Annotated in this window: 15 protein-coding genes; 11 read left to right on the top strand and 4 right to left on the bottom strand. The window is 67.5% G+C overall.

The annotated features are described in order from the left end of the window. Positions 1-121: 121 nt before the first annotated feature. The gene (locus EAH68_RS11760) at positions 122-1066 is read left to right on the top strand and encodes a type IV toxin-antitoxin system AbiEi family antitoxin (RefSeq protein ID WP_126121534.1); all 945 of its coding nucleotides are present in this window, start codon (positions 122-124) and stop codon (positions 1064-1066) included. Here the strand turns inward: EAH68_RS11760 and truB are convergent. Next, the gene (gene truB / locus EAH68_RS11755) at positions 1063-1956 is read right to left on the bottom strand and encodes a tRNA pseudouridine(55) synthase TruB (RefSeq protein ID WP_126121533.1); all 894 of its coding nucleotides are present in this window, start codon (positions 1954-1956) and stop codon (positions 1063-1065) included. The genes EAH68_RS11760 and truB overlap by 4 nt on opposite strands. 29 nt (positions 1957-1985) lie before the next feature. On the opposite strand from truB, the gene EAH68_RS11750 reads away from it, so the two are divergent. The 3 genes from EAH68_RS11750 to rpsO all read left to right on the top strand — a co-directional run bounded on the left by EAH68_RS11750 (position 1986) and on the right by rpsO (position 4320). After that, positions 1986-2954, top strand: a complete 969-nt coding sequence (locus tag EAH68_RS11750) for a bifunctional riboflavin kinase/FAD synthetase (protein ID WP_126121532.1) — start codon at positions 1986-1988, stop codon at positions 2952-2954. A gap of 3 nt (positions 2955-2957) precedes the next feature. Beyond that, entirely contained in the window at positions 2958-3950 is a 993-nt protein-coding gene (locus tag EAH68_RS11745) for a nucleoside hydrolase (RefSeq protein WP_126121531.1), read from the top strand. Positions 3951-4050: 100 nt separating this feature from the next. Continuing rightward, a complete protein-coding gene (gene rpsO / locus EAH68_RS11740) occupies positions 4051-4320 on the top strand; it encodes a 30S ribosomal protein S15 (protein WP_126121530.1) in 270 nt (89 codons plus the stop codon). A 63-nt stretch (positions 4321-4383) separates the two neighbouring features. Here the strand turns inward: rpsO and EAH68_RS11735 are convergent, their stop codons facing one another. Further along, on the bottom strand, positions 4384-4911 hold the full coding sequence (locus EAH68_RS11735) for a CPBP family intramembrane glutamic endopeptidase (protein ID WP_126121529.1): 528 nt from the start codon (positions 4909-4911) through the stop codon (positions 4384-4386). 86 nt (positions 4912-4997) lie between these two features. Between EAH68_RS11735 and EAH68_RS11730 the strand changes: the two genes are divergently transcribed. After that, on the top strand, positions 4998-7241 hold the full coding sequence (locus EAH68_RS11730; RefSeq protein WP_126121528.1) for a polyribonucleotide nucleotidyltransferase: 2244 nt from the start codon (positions 4998-5000) through the stop codon (positions 7239-7241). A gap of 60 nt (positions 7242-7301) precedes the next feature. Here the strand turns inward: EAH68_RS11730 and EAH68_RS11725 are convergent, their stop codons facing one another. Continuing rightward, the gene (locus tag EAH68_RS11725) at positions 7302-7925 is read right to left on the bottom strand and encodes an AMIN-like domain-containing (lipo)protein (RefSeq protein ID WP_126121527.1); all 624 of its coding nucleotides are present in this window, start codon (positions 7923-7925) and stop codon (positions 7302-7304) included. Then, on the bottom strand, positions 7922-8236 hold the full coding sequence (locus EAH68_RS11720; RefSeq protein WP_439647634.1) for a VOC family protein: 315 nt from the start codon (positions 8234-8236) through the stop codon (positions 7922-7924). The genes EAH68_RS11725 and EAH68_RS11720 overlap by 4 nt, the downstream gene beginning before the upstream one ends. Positions 8237-8356: 120 nt before the next feature. On the opposite strand from EAH68_RS11720, the gene dapB reads away from it, so the two are divergent. The 6 genes from dapB to EAH68_RS11690 all read left to right on the top strand — a co-directional run bounded on the left by dapB (position 8357) and on the right by EAH68_RS11690 (position 16519). Further along, on the top strand, positions 8357-9103 hold the full coding sequence (dapB, locus tag EAH68_RS11715) for a 4-hydroxy-tetrahydrodipicolinate reductase (protein ID WP_126121526.1): 747 nt from the start codon (positions 8357-8359) through the stop codon (positions 9101-9103). 3 nt (positions 9104-9106) lie between these two features. Beyond that, complete coding sequence (gene thyX / locus EAH68_RS11710) at positions 9107-9865, top strand: FAD-dependent thymidylate synthase (RefSeq protein ID WP_126121525.1); 759 nt, start codon at positions 9107-9109, stop codon at positions 9863-9865. 42 nt (positions 9866-9907) lie between these two features. After that, a complete protein-coding gene (gene dapA / locus EAH68_RS11705) occupies positions 9908-10816 on the top strand; it encodes a 4-hydroxy-tetrahydrodipicolinate synthase (protein WP_126121524.1) in 909 nt (302 codons plus the stop codon). Between the two features lie 2 nt (positions 10817-10818). Further along, positions 10819-12906 carry a ribonuclease J gene (locus EAH68_RS11700; RefSeq protein ID WP_126121523.1) on the top strand — a complete coding sequence of 696 codons (2088 nt, stop codon included), beginning with the start codon at positions 10819-10821 and terminating at the stop codon, positions 12904-12906. 42 nt (positions 12907-12948) lie between these two features. Beyond that, the gene (locus tag EAH68_RS11695; RefSeq protein ID WP_241228435.1) at positions 12949-13575 is read left to right on the top strand and encodes a TIGR03085 family metal-binding protein; all 627 of its coding nucleotides are present in this window, start codon (positions 12949-12951) and stop codon (positions 13573-13575) included. A gap of 85 nt (positions 13576-13660) precedes the next feature. Further along, positions 13661-16519, top strand: a complete 2859-nt coding sequence (locus EAH68_RS11690; protein ID WP_126121522.1) for an FtsK/SpoIIIE family DNA translocase — start codon at positions 13661-13663, stop codon at positions 16517-16519. The last annotated feature ends 164 nt before the right edge of the window (positions 16520-16683 follow it).

Raw genomic sequence — 16683 nt, 5'->3', positions numbered from 1 at the left:
CAAGACCTAACCCGACAGCACCCACCCTCCTGTGGACAGACTTCCCACCGGTCAGCGGTTGTCCACAGCAACAGGCCCCGACACCTACCGGTCACCTCGTCCCGGGCTCCATACTGCGGGCATGAAGCTACAGAAATTCATCGTCCCCATGCGTGACTGGGCAGCCGAGTGCCCCATGATCCACCTGCCGGCGGTCGACACACTCGACCGGGAACTGCGGCGCCGGTTGGCGGCAGGAGAGTATGTGCGGCTGTGCCCGGAGATGGTCGTGGAGAAGCAGCGGTGGGAGGGTCTGGCCGGCTGGCAGCAGGATGAGGCACGCGTGCAGGCGGTGGGGCTGTGCACCCACAAGGCGGTGCTGGCGGGCAGGTCGGCAGCACGGGTGCACGGGATTCCGGTGCCCGGCCGGGATGAGTTCGTGGAGCTGAATCTACCCGGGCGGAACTCCCGGCGGCCCCGGCAGGAGTGGCCGGAGCAGGTGGTCTACCGGGCAGCATCCCTCGGGCAGGAGGAGGTCACTACGGTCAACGGACTACGGGTGAGCACGATCATGCGCACAGCGGTGGACGTCGCCAGGTACCACGGTCTGGTGGCCGGCATCGTCGCCTTCGATGCGGTGCTGGCGATGCTGTACATGAGCCGCAGTCGCGCCGAGCACATGGTGGAGCTGCTGGGGCCGGTCCGGGGGATCAGCACAGCACGCCGGGCCCTGGCGCTGGCGGATCCGCGTTCGGAGAGTCCGTTGGAATCCTGGGGCAGGGCGCAGATCCTGGCGGCCGACCTACCGGGGCTGGAGACGCTGCAGGTGCAGGTCCCGGTGCTGGAGGGGAAGTACCGGCTGGATCTGCTGCTCAACGGCCACCTGGCCGTCGAGCTGCACGGGGAGATCAAATACGACGGGCGCAGCACCGGGGTGGACCCGGTGACGCAGATGAAACGTGACCGGGAGCGGGAGCGACTCCTCCAGAACGCGGGCTTCTCACTTGTGCATGCCACCTACGCGGATCTGGCGGAGGGGCGGCTGCCGGGGAGGGTGCGTGCGGGCCTGGTCCGGCAGGCGGCCTAGAGGGTCGAGGGGCGGGCGACGAAGACCGTGGCCAACCGTTTGCCTTTCTCCCGGATCAGGGCGATGGCGCGCCCGTCCGGTGCGACGGCGGCGTGCACACCCTCCAGTCCGCGGGGTTCGAGCCATTTGCCCATGGCCAGGGCGTCGGCCTCTTCATCGGTGACGGGCAGGACGGGGTAGTTGCGGGTCAGGGCTTCATCGAGGGTGAGGGAGAGCTGCGGGGAGTGCTCGAGGGAGTCGAGGGGTTGGGCGTCGTCGAGCACGAAGGGGCCGACGGCGGTACGCCGCAGGGCGGTGAGGTGCCCGCCGATGCCGAGTGCCGCACCGAGGTCGCGGCCCAGGGAACGGATGTAGGTGCCCGAGGAACAGTCGACGCTGACATCCACGTCGAGGAAGTCACCTTCGCGGCGGAAGGCGAGGGCGTCGAAACGCGTGACGGTGACGGGGCGGGCGGGGATCTCGACCTCCTCCCCGGCACGCACGAGCTCATGGGCGCGGCGGCCGTCGATCTTGATGGCGCTGACCGAGGAGGGGCGCTGCATGATGTCCCCGGTCAGTTCGGTGATGGCGGCGAGCACCTGCTCCTCGCTTATCGACACCGCGCTCGCCCCGCCCGTCACCTCCCCTTCCGCGTCGTCGGTGGTGGTGGCGGCGCCCAGGCGGATGGTGGCGTCGTAGGACTTCGTGGCCGCGACCATGTGGGCGAGGAATTTGGTGCCGCGCTCGATGCCGACGACCAGCACACCGGTGGCCATCGGGTCGAGGGTGCCGGCGTGGCCGACCCGTCGGGTGGAGAAGAAGCGTCGCAGGCGGGAGACGACATCATGGGAGGTCATGCCTGCGGGCTTGTCAACGACTACGAGTCCGGAACCGGCCAGGGGATCAGTCATATCGGCAGTCTATGCCGTAGTCTGTAGCGGTGATTGTTTGGCACGGAGTTGAGGACATCCCCGCGGACCTGGAGGCATCGGTGGTCACCATCGGGGTCTTTGACGGCGTCCACCGGGGGCACCAGGCGCTCATCGATGAGGCGGTCCGGGTCTCCCGGGACAAGGGGCTGCCCTGTGTGCTGGTCACCTTCGACCCGCACCCCCTGGCGATCTTCGCCCCCGATCGCAGCCCGGTGCTGCTGGTGCCGGTGGAGCAGCGCCTGCGCCATGCCATGGAGCTCGGAGTCAACGGCGTGCTCGTCGTGGACTTCCGGCGTGATCTGGCGGGCCTGTCGCCGGAGGAGTACTTCACCGACCTGCTGCGCGATAAGCTCAAGGCGAAGGCTGTGGTGGTGGGGGAGAACTTCACCTTCGGCCGCAACGCCGCCGGCACGTCCGAGACGATGCGGGAGCTGGGTAGGAAGTACGACATCGACATCAATATCGTCGATCTCCTCTACGACGAGGAGACCCGCATCTGTTCCTCGAACATCCGGGAATACCTCGGCGACAGCGATGTCGAGCGTGCGGCGTGGGCACTGGGCCGGGACTTCATCGTCACCGGACCCATCGTCCACGGAGCGGGCCGGGGCGGGCGCGAGCTGGGTTTCCCCACCGCCAACCAGTACTTCCCGGAGTCCATGGCGCTGCCCGCCGACGGGGTCTACGCCGGCTGGTTCACCATCCGCGATGACCGCCCCATCGACGGCAACATGGAGCGCGACGTGCCCTATCCGGCGGCGATCTCCGTGGGCACCAACCCCACCTTCGGGAACGAGCCGCGCAGTGTGGAGTCCTTCCTCCTCGACCGGGAAGCAGACCTCTACGGGCACACCGCGGACGTCGCCTTCGTCGGCCACGTGCGTGACATGGTCAAGTACAACTCGGTGGAGGAACTGACCGCCGCCATCACCTCGGACGTGGAGAAGGTCCGCGAGATCCTCGGCATCAAGGAGTAGGCGGTGCCCAGGAAGATCATCCTCGACCTCGACACCGGCATCGACGATGCCCTCGCCCTGGCCTACGCCCTCGGCTCGCCCGAGCTCGAGGTCATCGGCATCACCGGCACCTACGGCAACGTGGCTGTGGAGACCGGGGTGCGCAACGCCCTGGCCATCCTCGAACTCTTCGGCCGCAGCGACATCCCCGTCTACGCCGGCGTCCCGCACGCCCGGACGCGCGATTCCTTCGAGGTGCTGGAGATCTCCGAGTTCATCCACGGCGTCAACGGCATCGGCGAGGCCGTGCTCCCGGAACCGAGTGTCCAGGCCGCCGGGGGCAATGCCGTGGACTTCCTCGTCCAGTCGGTGCGCGAGCACGGGGAGGACCTGGTCATCGTGCCCACCGGACCGTCGACGACGATCGCCGCCGCCATCGAAGCCGACGACCACTTTGCGGAGAACGCACGGATCGTCATGATGGGTGGTGCGCTGAGCGTGCCGGGCAACGTCCGACCCTGGGCCGAGGCCAATGTCAACCAGGACCCCGAGGCCACCGACCTGCTCTTCCGCCGCTCCCGGGACGTCACCATGATCGGCCTGGACGTGACCCTGCAGACCCTGCTCACGACGGAGGAGACCGCGCAGTGGCGGGAACTGGGCACCGCGGGCGGGGACTTCCTCGCCGACGCCACCGACTACTACATCAGGGCCTATGAGACGACCGCCCCGAACCTGGGCGGCTGCGGACTGCACGACCCGCTGGCCGTTGCCGTGGCGGTGGATCCCAGCCTGGTCACCTGTCTGGACATCAACCTCAAGGTCGACCTGGTGGGGGAGACCCGCGGCCGGACCATAGGCGATCACGACCGCCTCAACGATCCCGTCAAAACCGCCCGCGTCGCGGTCGCCGTCGATGTCGAGCGTTTCCTGGCGGAGTTCATGCAGCGGCTCACGTCGCTGGCGGAGCGGACCCCGGCCCGTCGGGATTTGGTCCCCCAGGCCGCCGACCGGTAAGATTTCCCGAGGCTTCATGCGACTGCGGTCCACAGCAGTTGCGCCCACCGGTCAACCGGTGATCCTTCATGTGGACTGAAACAAGGAAAAGAGAAATCCCATGGCTCTGACTTCTGAGCAGAAGAAGACGATCCTGGCCGAGTACGGTCTGCACGAGACCGACACCGGTTCCCCGGAGGCCCAGGTCGCGATGCTGACCAACCGCATCAACACCCTGACCGAGCACCTGAAGTTCCACAAGCACGACCACCACTCCCGTCGTGGCCTGCTGCTGCTCGTCGGTCGCCGTCGTGGCCTGCTGAAGTACCTGGCCGGCGAGAACATCGGCCGCTACCGTGACCTGATCGCCCGCCTGGGCCTGCGTCGCTAGTCGCTGACTTTCCCCGGAACCCGCCCCGCCGACACCGGCCGGGCGGGTTTTGCCGTCCCCGGCTCACTGGTAGAGCAGGCCCGCGATCACGTTGGTCAGCACGTGGGCGACCACCGCCGGCCACACGGAACCGGAACGCCACCGCAGCACGCCGAGGGCCAGGCCGATGAGGAACTGCACGGGCAGCAGCACCCACAGGGCCGGGTCCACCAGGACCAGCAGTAAGTGGGGGAGGAGGAAAGCCACGGCCTGGCCCCACAGGGCGACCCGCACACCCCAGCGGGAATCGAGCCAGCCCTGCAGGAAACCGCGGAAGAAGATCTCCTCTCCCGCCGCGGCGGCTGCGACGCCGACCATGCTGCCCAGGCCGGTGATGCCGCCTGCCACCCCGGGGGAACCCAGCGCGGAGGCCGGGATGTTCATCGCCGCGACATGGCCGACCAGGAATCCGAGGAGCCCGACGACCACGCCCCAGCCGATCCACCACCAGCCCGCCGCGATGAGGCCGTTGCGGCGGAAAACGGCCGGTGCGCCCCGGCGGACGGTGAAGTCCACGAGCGTCGGCAAGCACCATATGGCCAGCATGAGCATGCCTGCTAGAATAGTGCTTCGTTGTATCAAGGACGACACATTTTCGGTGGCATCGACGATCACCGACCTCTCATTGAAGGAGATACATGAGCAATCCCGTGACTTTTCACGTGGACGAGGACTTCGGGGTGACCGAGGCCGCCGTAGAGATCGACAACGGTGCCTTCGGCACCCGCACGATCCGTTTTGAGACCGGCCAGCTGGCCCGCCAGGCCGGCGGTTCCGTCACCACCTACCTGGATGACGAGAACATGCTGCTGGCCACCGTCACAGCATCCAACCAGCCACGCGAGGGCCTGGACTTCTTCCCGCTGACCGTGGACGTCGAGGAGCGGATGTACGCCGCGGGCCGCATCCCCGGTTCCTTCTTCCGCCGTGAGGGACGTCCCGGCACGGAGGCCATTCTGGCCGCCCGCCTGATCGACCGCCCGCTGCGCCCCACCTTCGTGTCGGGTCTGCGCAACGAGGTCCAGGTCATCATCACCGTGCTCTCGCACAACCCGGAGGACTTCTACGACGTCGTCGCCATCAACGGCGCCTCCGCCGCCACCCAGCTCTCCGGCCTGCCGGTCTCCGGCCCGGTCGGCGCTGTCCGCGTGGCGCTGATCACCGACGAAAAGCACCCGAAGGGCCAGTGGATCGCCTTCCCGACCCACGCGCAGCGTGAGAAGAGCGTCTTCGAGATGGTCGTCTCCGGCCGCCTCCCCGGGCAGGGCAAGGGCAGCTCCGACGACGTCGCCATCATGATGGTGGAGGCCGGCGCCGCCGACCACGCCCTCCAGCTCATCGAGGACGGTGCCCCGACCCCGACCGAGGACGTCGTCGCCCAGGGCCTGGAGGCCGCGAAGCCCTTCATCGCCCTCCTGTGCCAGGCCCAGGCCGGCCTTGCTGAGCGCGCCGCGAAGGAACGCCAGGAGTTCCCGCTGTTCCCCGCCTACTCCGACGAGGTCTTCTCCGTGGTGAAGAAGAAGGCGGAGCAGAAGCTGACCAAGCTGATGACCATCAAGGGCAAGCACGAACGCGAGGACGCCGCCAACGCCTACATGGTGGAGGTCGAGGAGTCCCTGCTGGACACCTTCGCCACCGGGGACGCCTCCAAGCAGATCCGTGCCGCCTTCAACTCCCTGATGAAGCAGATCGTGCGCAGCAAGATCCTGACCGAGGGCTTCCGTATCGACGGCCGCGGCCCCTCCGACATCCGTGACCTGGGTGTCGAGGTGGACCTCATCCCGCGTGCCCACGGTTCCGCCCTCTTCGAGCGTGGCGAGACCCAGATCCTGGGTGTGACCACCCTGGACATGCTCAAGATGGAGCAGCAGATCGACTCGCTGTCCGTGGAGACCTCCAAGCGCTACATCCACCACTACAACTTCCCGCCGTACTCCACCGGTGAGACCGGTCGTGTGGGTTCCCCGAAGCGCCGCGAGATCGGCCACGGGGCGCTGGCCGAGCGCGCCATCGAGCCGGTGCTGCCGACGCGTGAGGAGTTCCCCTACGCCATCCGCCAGGTCTCCGAGGCCCTGGGCTCCAACGGCTCCACCTCCATGGGTTCCGTCTGCGCCTCCACCCTCGCCCTGTACAACGCCGGTGTGCCGCTGAAGGCACCGGTCGCGGGTATCGCCATGGGCCTGGTCTCCGACGAGGTCGACGGTGAGACCCGCTACGTCTCCCTCACCGACATCCTCGGTGCGGAGGACGCCTTCGGTGACATGGACTTCAAGGTGGCCGGCACCGCCGAGTTCATCACCGCCCTGCAGTTGGACACCAAGCTCGACGGCATCCCCTCGAAGGTGCTCGCCGACGCCCTGTCCCAGGCCCGTGACGCCCGTCTGGCCATCCTGGACACCATGGCCGAGGTCATCGACGCCCCGGACGAGATGTCCGACCTGGCACCGAAGATCACCAGCCTGAAGATCCCGGTGTCCAAGATCGGTGAGCTCATCGGTCCGAAGGGCAAGACCATCAACTCCATCACGGAGGAGACCGGAGCCGACGTGTCCATCGAGGATGACGGCACCGTGCACGTCTCCGCCACCACCGGTGCGGCGGTCGACGCCGCGATGGACAAGATCAACTCCATCGCCAACCCGCAGCTGCCCAAGATCGGCGAGCGTTTCCTCGGCACCGTGGTCAAGACCGTGCCGTTCGGCGCCTTCGTCTCCCTGACCCCGGGCCGTGACGGTCTGATCCACATCTCCAACCTGGGTGGCGACGAGCGCATCGAGAAGGTCGAGGACGTGATCAACGTGGGCGACAAGATCCAGGTTGAGATCGCCGACATCGACAACCGCGGCAAGATCTCCCTGGTCCTCGTCGAGGGCCAGAATTAGACCGCACCTGCTTGTCGACGCCCCCGTCCGCTCCCCTCAGGGAGCAGGCGGGGGCGTTCGTCACTGGTGCTCGAAGTCGATGACCACGCGGGTGGGGTTGTGCAACAGGGTCACGGAGTAGGGGAGTTGTTCGTCCAGGCCGATGTAGGCCTCGGTGTAACCCTCGAAGATGCTGGTGTAGGCGATCTCATTGACCCGGCCCGCACCCGGGAAGGTGCCTGGCTCGAGGGGGTCCTCGATCCCGAGCTCGAAGGGGTAGGTCGTGTTGGTGATCATCACGTGCAGGAAGGCGTTGCCGGCCACGTCGACGGGGTTGCCGGAGGCCTGTTGGCGTGGCTCGTCGACGTAGTCGATCTGCCAGCCGGGGTCGGCGCCGTCGGTGAGGTCGAAGACGACGCGGTCGAAGCCGTCGTGGCTGCCCGCACGGATGTTGTCGAGGATGATGAAGTCCTCGCTCCACTGTGTCTCCTGGGCCTTCGGCAGCAGGTCCGGCTGGCCCAGGGGCCGTTCATCGGCGGTGGCGGTCGGGTTGGCCGTGGCGGTCACCGTCGAGGTACCGGAGCCGGGGTCAACGGCAGTGGTCGTGGTCGGGGTGGAGGAACCACCACCGTTGCCGCAGGCGACGAGCAGCAGCGCAGCAGCGGTGAGGGCAGCGGGGAGCAGGGGGCGTCGGTAAGCGGTCATGACTCCATCGTAGTTGCCGCAACCGGCTGAATCAGCTGGATGTAGTGGCCGCAGGTGTCGTCCGGGACCGCGACGGTGACCGGACCAGCCTCGGTGGGCTCAATGAGGAAGCGCACCCCGAGTTCGCGCAGGCGGGCGTGTTCGGCGTGGATGTCGGTGACCTCGAACTGGGTGAAGGGGATCCGGTCGGCGGGATGTCCCATGGGTTCCAGCAGCAGTTCGGGGCCCTCCGGCTGCTCCGGGGAGACCAGCATCAGCCAACGGGCGGAACCGTCGACGTAGAAATCACGGGCCTGGTTCTGGGCCCCCACATAGATGTGTTGATGCGCATGCCCTGATTCTGGTGGCACCCCGTGGGGAGTGCCGTGACACTGTCCGGCTACGTGCAGCCTAGACTGGGACACCGGATAACCGACATAACAGGAGGAACCATGGCCATCAAGGTGGGAGTACTCGGCGCGAAGGGACGCGTGGGTTCGGCGGTGTGCGAGGGCGTGAACGCCGCAGAGGATCTCGAGCTGGTGGCGCAGGTCGATCAGGACGATGATCTGCAGACGCTTCTCGACGCAGGCACGGAGGTCGTCGTCGACTTCACCACCCCGGGTTCCGTGATGGGCAACCTGGAGTTCTGCATCGCCAACGGCATCCACGCCGTGGTGGGCACGACCGGCTTCGATGAGGAGCGCCTCAACCAGGTCCGGCAGTGGTGTGCGGCTGATGGTGCGGGCAACGTCCTCATCGCCCCGAACTTCGCCATTTCCGCGGTGCTGGCCATGGCGTTTGCGAAGCAGGCCGCCCGTTTCTTCGACTCCGCCGAGGTCGTGGAGTACCACCACCCCCATAAACTGGATGCCCCCTCCGGCACCGCGATCCATACCGCGCAGGGCATTGCCCGGGCGCGTGTGGAGGCCGGTCTCGGCCCGATCCCGGATGCCACCGAGCAGACCCTCGAGGGTGCCCGCGGCGCTGACGTCGACGGCGTCAAGGTCCACGGCATCCGCATGACCGGCATGGTCGCCCACGAGGACATCATCTTCGGCTCCCAGGGGCAGACCCTGACCATCCGCCAGGACTCCTACGACCGCACCTCGTTTGTGCCCGGCGTGCTCCTCGGCGTGCGCGAGGTCGCCGGCCACGATGGCCTGACCGTGGGGCTCGACGGCTACCTGGGGGTCTAGGCGATGGCGAAGCCCGTCGAACTGGACGTCCAGCTGATCGCAGCGACCCGCTTCACCCCTCCGGAGGGGGTGGACTGGGCGGCTGATGACACGGCCACCGACGCCGAGGCGCTTGTCGAGTTCGCCGGCCGCGCCTGCTACGAGTCCTTCGGCAAACCCAATCCGCGCACCGCGGCGAACGACGCCTACCTCCGCCACATCATGGAGGTCGGCCACACCGCCCTACTCGAGCACGCCACCGCGACGCTCTACATCCGCGGCATCTCCCGCTCCGCCACCCATGAGCTGGTCCGCCACCGGAACTTCAGTTTCTCGCAGCTCTCGCAGCGTTTCGTCCACTCGGACGAGGCCGAGGTCGTGCTGCCGAAACTCATCGCCGACGATCCGCAGCTCGCCGACCTGATGCTGCGCGCCGTCGACGAGTCCCGCTTCATCTACCAGGAGCTTCTCGACGCCCTCGAGGAGCGGCTCACCGACGAGCCGAACGCGCTGCTGCGCAAGAAGCAGGCCCGCCAGGCGGCCCGCAGCGTGCTGCCCAACGCGACGGAGTCCCGCATCGTCGTCACCGGCAACTACCGGGCCTGGCGCCACTTCATCGGCGCCCGCGCGACGGAACACGCCGACGTCGAGATCCGGGCACTGGCGGTGGCCTGTCTGCGTCTGCTGGCGCAGCAGTCCCCGGTACTGTTCGCGGATTTCCAGATCTCCCGGCTGGCCGACGGAACCGAGATGGCCGTCAGCCCCTACGCCACTGAATTCTAGTGATTCCCCCAGAGGAAAGGTAAGCAGGTAACCTTGACCACCATGAGTACAGGTTTGACAGCGAAGACCGGAGCCGAACACTTCGGTACCGTCTGCGTCGCCATGGTCACCCCCTTCGACCGTGACGGCGCCCTTGATGTTGAAGCCGGCCGTCGCCTCGCCGCATACCTCGTCGACAACGGACTTGATTCCCTGGTGCTGGCAGGCACCACCGGTGAGTCGCCGACGACGACGGTGGCGGAGAAGACGGCTCTGCTCAGGGCCGTGAAGGAGGAGGTCGGCGACCGTGCGAAGCTCATCGCGGGTGCCGGCACCAACAACACGGCCGATTCTGTTGAGCTTGCACGGGCCTCCGCCGAGGCAGGCGCTGACGCGCTGCTGGTGGTCACCCCGTACTACTCCAAGCCCAGCCAGGAAGGGCTCTACCAGCACTTCTCGGCCGTGGCAGGCGCCACTGACCTCCCCGTGTGCCTCTACGACATCCCTCCGCGTTCCTCGATCCCGATCGAGCCGGGGACCCTCCGCCGACTCGCCGAGATCCCCAACATACTTGCGGTCAAGGATGCAAAGGGTAACATGGGTGAGTCTGCGCTGCTCATGCACGAGACCGGTCTCGCCTACTATTCCGGCGATGACCCGCTGAACATCCCGTGGTTGTCGATCGGCGCCACAGGTTTCATCTCCGTGGTCGGTCATGCCGCACCACGTGCCCTGCGTGAGCTCCACACAAGTTTCGAGGAAGGCGACCTCGCCCGTGCGCGGGAAATCAACGCCACTGTTCTTACACCGCTGATCGCCGCCCAGGCCCGCCTGGGTGGTGCCAGCATGGCCAAGGCTGCCCTGCGACTGCAGGGCATTGAGGTGGGGGACCCGCGTCTGCCTGTCGTCGCACCTGACGAGCAGGAGATCGAGGCCCTCCGCCGTGACATGGAAAAGGCTGGAGTCCTTTAAATATGACTGAATCCCGTAATCGTGCCCGGAAGGTCACCCGCAAGGCAGGCCCGCCGGAGGCCGAGAGTTCTTCCGCATCCCCGGTCTTCCAGGCACCGACGCCGGAGACGAACGGTTCCGAGACCCCCGCATCCGACAAGGGTGCGCAGGAGTCCGAGAGCAACACCTCCTCCCGCGGCTCCGGCCGCTCCCGGGGTGCCTCGGGTTCCGCCCGTGGACGCGGTTCCCGCGGCGGCCGTGGTGGCCAGGGCAACCAGAGCGGACAGGGCGGACAGGGCCAGGGTGACCAGCAGGGGGGTGGCCGCGGGCGTCGTAACGTGGTCAAGTCCATGCAGGGCGCTGACCTGACGAAGCGTCTGTCGGCCCCGCCGAAGACACCGCGCAACGGTCTGCGCATCTACGCGCTCGGCGGTATCTCGGAGATCGGCCGCAACATGACGGTCTTCGAGTACAACAACCGTCTGCTCCTCGTCGACTGCGGCGTGCTCTTCCCCTCCTCGGGTGAGCCGGGCGTCGACCTGATCCTGCCGGACTTCGGACCGATCGAGAACCACCTCGACCGCGTCGACGCACTGGTGGTCACCCACGGACACGAGGACCACATCGGTGCCATCCCGTGGCTGCTCAAGCTGCGCGCGGACATTCCGATCCTGGCCTCCCGCTTCACCCTCGCCCTCATTGCGGCGAAGTGCAAGGAGCACCGCCTGCGTCCGAAGCTGATCGAGGTCAACGAGCAGTCCAACGAGAACCGCGGCCCCTTCAACATCCGTTTCTGGGCCGTCAACCACTCCATCCCGGACTGCCTCGGCCTGGCGATCAAGACCGGCGCCGGCCTGGTCATCCACACCGGTGACATCAAGCTGGACCAGACCCCCACGGACGGTCGCCCGACCGACCTGCCGGCCCTGTCGCGCTTCGGTGACGAGGGCGTGGACCTCATGCTCTGCGACTCCACCAACGCCACGACCCCGGGTGTCTCCGGTTCCGAGGCGGAGGTTGCCCCGACGATCAAGCGCCTGGTCACCGAGGCGAAGCAGCGCGTCATCCTCGCCTCCTTCGCCTCCAACGTCTACCGTGTGCAGGCGGCTGTCGACGCCGCGGTGGCCGCCGGCCGCAAGGTCGCCTTCAACGGCCGCTCGATGATCCGCAACATGGAGATCGCCGAGAAGATGGGTTACCTCAAGGCCCCGCGCGGCACGATCGTGTCCATGGATGACGCCTCGAAGCTGGCGCCGCACAAGGTCATGCTCATCACCACCGGTACCCAGGGCGAGCCGATGGCGGCCCTGTCCCGCATGGCGCGGCGTGAGCACCGTCAGATCACCGTCCGCGACGGCGACCTGATCATCCTGTCCTCCTCGCTCGTCCCGGGCAATGAGGAGGCCGTCTTCGGCGTCATCAACATGCTCGCCCAGATCGGCGCGACCGTGGTCACCGGGAAGGACGCCAAGGTCCACACCTCGGGCCACGGCTACGCCGGCGAGCTGCTGTTCCTCTACAACGCAGCCCGCCCGAAGAACGCCATGCCGGTCCACGGCGAGTGGCGTCACCTGCGCGCCAACAAGGAACTGGCCATCGCCACCGGCACCCCGCGGGAGAACGTGGTGCTCGCCCAGAACGGCGTCGTCGTCGACCTCGTCGACGGACGCGCCCAGGTCGTCGGCCAGATCCCGGTGGGTAACCTCTACGTCGACGGCATCACCATGGGTGAGGTCGACGCGGATGTCCTCGCCGACCGCACGAGCCTGGGTTCCGGCGGCCTGATCTCGATCACCGCCGTGATCGACAACCGCACCGGCCGCCTCATGGAGGCCCCGACGGTGGAGACCAAGGGCTTCTCCGAGGACGACCGGGCCATGACCCCGGAGGTCAAGGAGCTGGCGGAGACCGTCCTCAACGACCTCGCAGCCGAGGGGGAGAACAACCCCTACCGCATGGTGCAGCAGCTGCGCCGCCGGATCTCCCGCTTCGTGGAGCAGAAGTGGCGCCGCGAGCCGATGATCCTGCCGACCGTCGTACCGATGAGCTCTGACCTGGATCAGACCATCGACGACGACCAGGTCCAGGCCTCGGCACGCCCGTCGCTGTAGTCACACCCTGTTCACATGCACCCCGGCACTATGCTGGGGTGCATGTCTTTTTCCGCGACTGAACGCGTCCGCCTGGCGGACCTCCTGCTGGAGCTCGGCCCCGAAGCCCCCACCCTCTGCGAAGGGTGGGACACCCGCGACATGGCGGTGCACCTGTACCTGCGTGAGAACAACCCGCTGGCCGCTGCCGGCATGTTCGTGCCCGCGATGTCGGGCCTTCTGGCCCGCGCCAGCTCGAAGGCCGGCGAGCGGGACTACACGGAGCTGGTCCGCGACTGGGCGGACGGGCCGGGCCGGTTCAACCCCGTGCGGTTCATCGACCCGGTGATGAACACCGCAGAGCACTTCATCCACCATGAGGACGTACGCCGCGGGGACGGGGTGGCCCGCCCCCGGGACTTCAGCCGCGTGGTTCAGGCACAGCTCTACCGCGTCCTGGCGACGATGGCGCCCCGCACCCTGAAGAACAGCACCGTGCCGGTCATCCTCCACGCGACCGGTTTCCCCCGGATCGTTGCGGCAGACCAGCGGGGGGTGAGCGTGGACGGGGAGAACGTCCTGCGGATCCGGGGGGACGTGGGGGAGCTGCTGCTCTGGATCTTCGGCCGCGACGTCGTCGAGCTACAGGTTGACGGAAACCTGGCGGATGCCCACCGGACAGGCTTGTAGGCTTGATATAGCTGAAACAGAATTCGATCAGGTGTCCGGTGTGGCTGATGTGAATAGTGTGGCATGAGCAACTACAGTGGGGGCCATGTCTGTACGAAACTCGGCGCAACGCTCAACCAAGCGCTCCCCGAACAAGGGACGCACGGCTGACCGCACCCGACCCTCGGGAACCACGCGTTCCCGGGGTTCCGGCACCGCGGTCACGCCGAGATCCGCGTCCCGCGCTGCCGAGACCTCCGAGGAGAGGACCGGCAGCGCTTTTCGTGCTGTCAGCGACGGGATCGGCACTCTCTTCGGGGCCACTGCCCGCGGAATGGGCAACCTCACCCGGACGGCGCGCCGCCGCGGGGAGGACGATGAAGCGACGGAACCGGAGACCCGGGGAACGAGGAAGACCACGGTCATCGCCAAGGACACCGACATCGACGAAGGGGACCACGGCTCAGACACCGATATGGACGGCGTCGCGCTCATCCTCCTGGGGCTGGCGGCGGTGCTCGGCGCCTCCGTCTGGCTGGACATCGCCGGCCCCGTCGGCGAGGCGATCTCGCACGTCACCCACCTGGTCATCGGTGCGGGAGCCCTCGTTCTGCCCGTCGCGCTCGTGGGCCTGGCCATCGCCCTCATGCTGGGCGTGAGCAACGCTCCCGGGGACCGGCCCCGCATCGCGGTCGGCACCACCCTCATCGTCGTGTCCATGCTCGGCCTCGTGCACGTCCTCGCCGGCAACCCGACCGACTGGGCCGGCCGCGCCATCGCCGGCGGTGCCCTGGGCACCTGGACCGGTGGCACGCTCGCCGCGGGTTTCAGCTCCTACGTCGCCATCCCACTGCTCGTCCTCGTCATCATCTACGGTGCGCTCAAGGCCACCGGCATCACCACCCGCGAGGCATTTGATCATGTCCGCGAATTCTTCGGCGACCTCCGCGGAACCGACACCGACTACGAGGACGTCGAGGACGACGACCGCTACGGTCACGCCGAGGACGACATCGCGGACCTCGCCGAGGGCCGCCAGCGCGCCCCGCGCCCGGCGGTCACGCCGGCGCCACGGAGGAGGGCGATCCCGCGGGCGTCGAGAAGCACCCCGCTGGACAACTACCCGGCCGAGCCTGAGCACGCCGAGGAATTCGAGCACGACACCCAGCACACCCTCTTCGACACCCCGGTCAGCCGGGAGGTCACCGACACCGACGAGTTCCCGGCCGTGGCCCCTGAGGAGGCCGAGGACGCCGTCGCTCAGTCACACCAGGCGATGCGCCGGGCGATCGTCGCCCGCTCTGTCCCCGCAGCCACCCCGAAGTCCGAGCGCGAGGAAACCCCCGCACCGGCACCGGCCCCCCGCCAGCCGGAGACGACCACCGACTACCAGCTGCCGAGCACCGATCTGCTCATCGACGGTGACAAGCCCAAGACCCGGACCGAGGCCAACGACCGGATGATCGAGGCGATCACCGATGTCTTCGCCGAGTTCCACGTCGACGCCACCGTCACCGGCTTCTCCCGAGGCCCGACCGTCACCCGCTACGAGGTGGAGCTGGGGCCGGGCGTGAAGGTCTCCAAGATCACCAACCTCCAGTCCAACCTGGCCTACGCCGTGGCGACCGACAACGTGCGCCTGCTCACCCCGATCCCGGGCAAATCTCTCGTCGGTATCGAGGTGCCCAACAGCGACCGCGAGATGGTCCGGCTGGCGGACGTCCTCAATGCGCCCGCCACCCGCGGCAACCACGATCCCATGCTCATCGGCCTGGGCAAGGACATCGAGGGTGAGTTCGTCTCCCACTCGGCGCAGAAGATGCCGCACCTGCTGGTCGCCGGTTCCACCGGCTCCGGTAAGTCCGCCTTCATCAACTCGATGCTCGTCTCCCTGCTCACCCGCGCCACCCCTGAGGAGGTCCGCCTCATCCTCGTCGACCCGAAGATGGTCGAGCTGACCCCCTACGAGGGCATCCCGCACCTGATCACCCCCATCATCACCCAGCCGAAGAAGGCCGCCGCGGCCCTCCAGTGGCTGGTGGAGGAGATGGAGCAACGCTACCTGGACATGAAGTCCACCCGCGTGCGCCACATCAAGGACTACAACCGCAAGGTCAAGTCCGGCGAGATCACCACCCCGCCCGGCTCCCAGCGGGAGTACCGCCCGTACCCCTTCATCATCTGCGTGGTCGACGAGCTCGCCGATCTCATGATGACCGCCCCGAAGGAGATCGAGGAATCGATCGTCCGCATCACCCAGAAGGCGCGTGCGGCCGGCATCCACCTCGTCCTGGCCACCCAGCGCCCCTCGGTCGACGTGGTCACCGGCCTGATCAAGACGAACGTCCCCTCCCGTCTCGCCTTCGCCACCTCCTCGCTCACCGACTCCCGCGTCATCCTCGACCAGCCGGGCGCGGAGAAGCTCATCGGCATGGGCGACGCCCTGTTCATCCCCCAGGGCGCGGGCAAGCCCCAGCGCCTGCAGGGTGCCTTCGTCACCGACGAGGAGGTCCAGGCAGTCGTGGATGCCGCCAAGGGCCAGGCTGAGCCCACCTACACCGAGGGTGTGACCGACGACAAGACCTCCGACGCGAAGAAGGAGATCGACGAGGACATCGGCAAGGACATGGACGACCTGCTCGAAGCCGTTGAACTCGTCGTCACCTCGCAGCTCGGCTCGACCTCCATGCTCCAGCGCAAGCTGCGCATCGGCTTCGCCAAGGCCGGCCGCCTCATGGACCTCATGGAGACCCGTGGCGTGGTCGGCCCCTCCGAGGGTTCCAAGGCCCGCGACGTCCTGGTCAAGCCCGACGAGCTGGACACCATCATCTGGATGATCAAGGGCGCCGACCCGGCCGAGGCACCCAAGGAGGCCGGCTGGGAGGACGAGGCCGCCGTCGGGGAACCGGAGGGGGAGACCCGCGTCGTGCAGGCGACCTACAACCCATCGGCAGGGGCTTTTTAGGCGCCGGTTGTGTATAGTGTGACTTTGTCATGGAGGGGAGTACCCCATAATCGGCACTGACCGTCAGCACGGCCTCACGGCCCGGTCGCGTCGGCCCGCAGAGTATGCGGGTGGGGGAGACCTCCGGTCATTCATCTACCCAGAAAAGACCGGAGGCATTGGCC

It is taken from the genome of Corynebacterium hylobatis (assembly GCF_003955685.1).
Classification (GTDB): domain Bacteria; phylum Actinomycetota; class Actinomycetes; order Mycobacteriales; family Mycobacteriaceae; genus Corynebacterium; species Corynebacterium hylobatis.
Note: the sequence above shows the minus strand (reverse complement) of the source record. Positions and strands in the feature narration are given on the sequence as shown.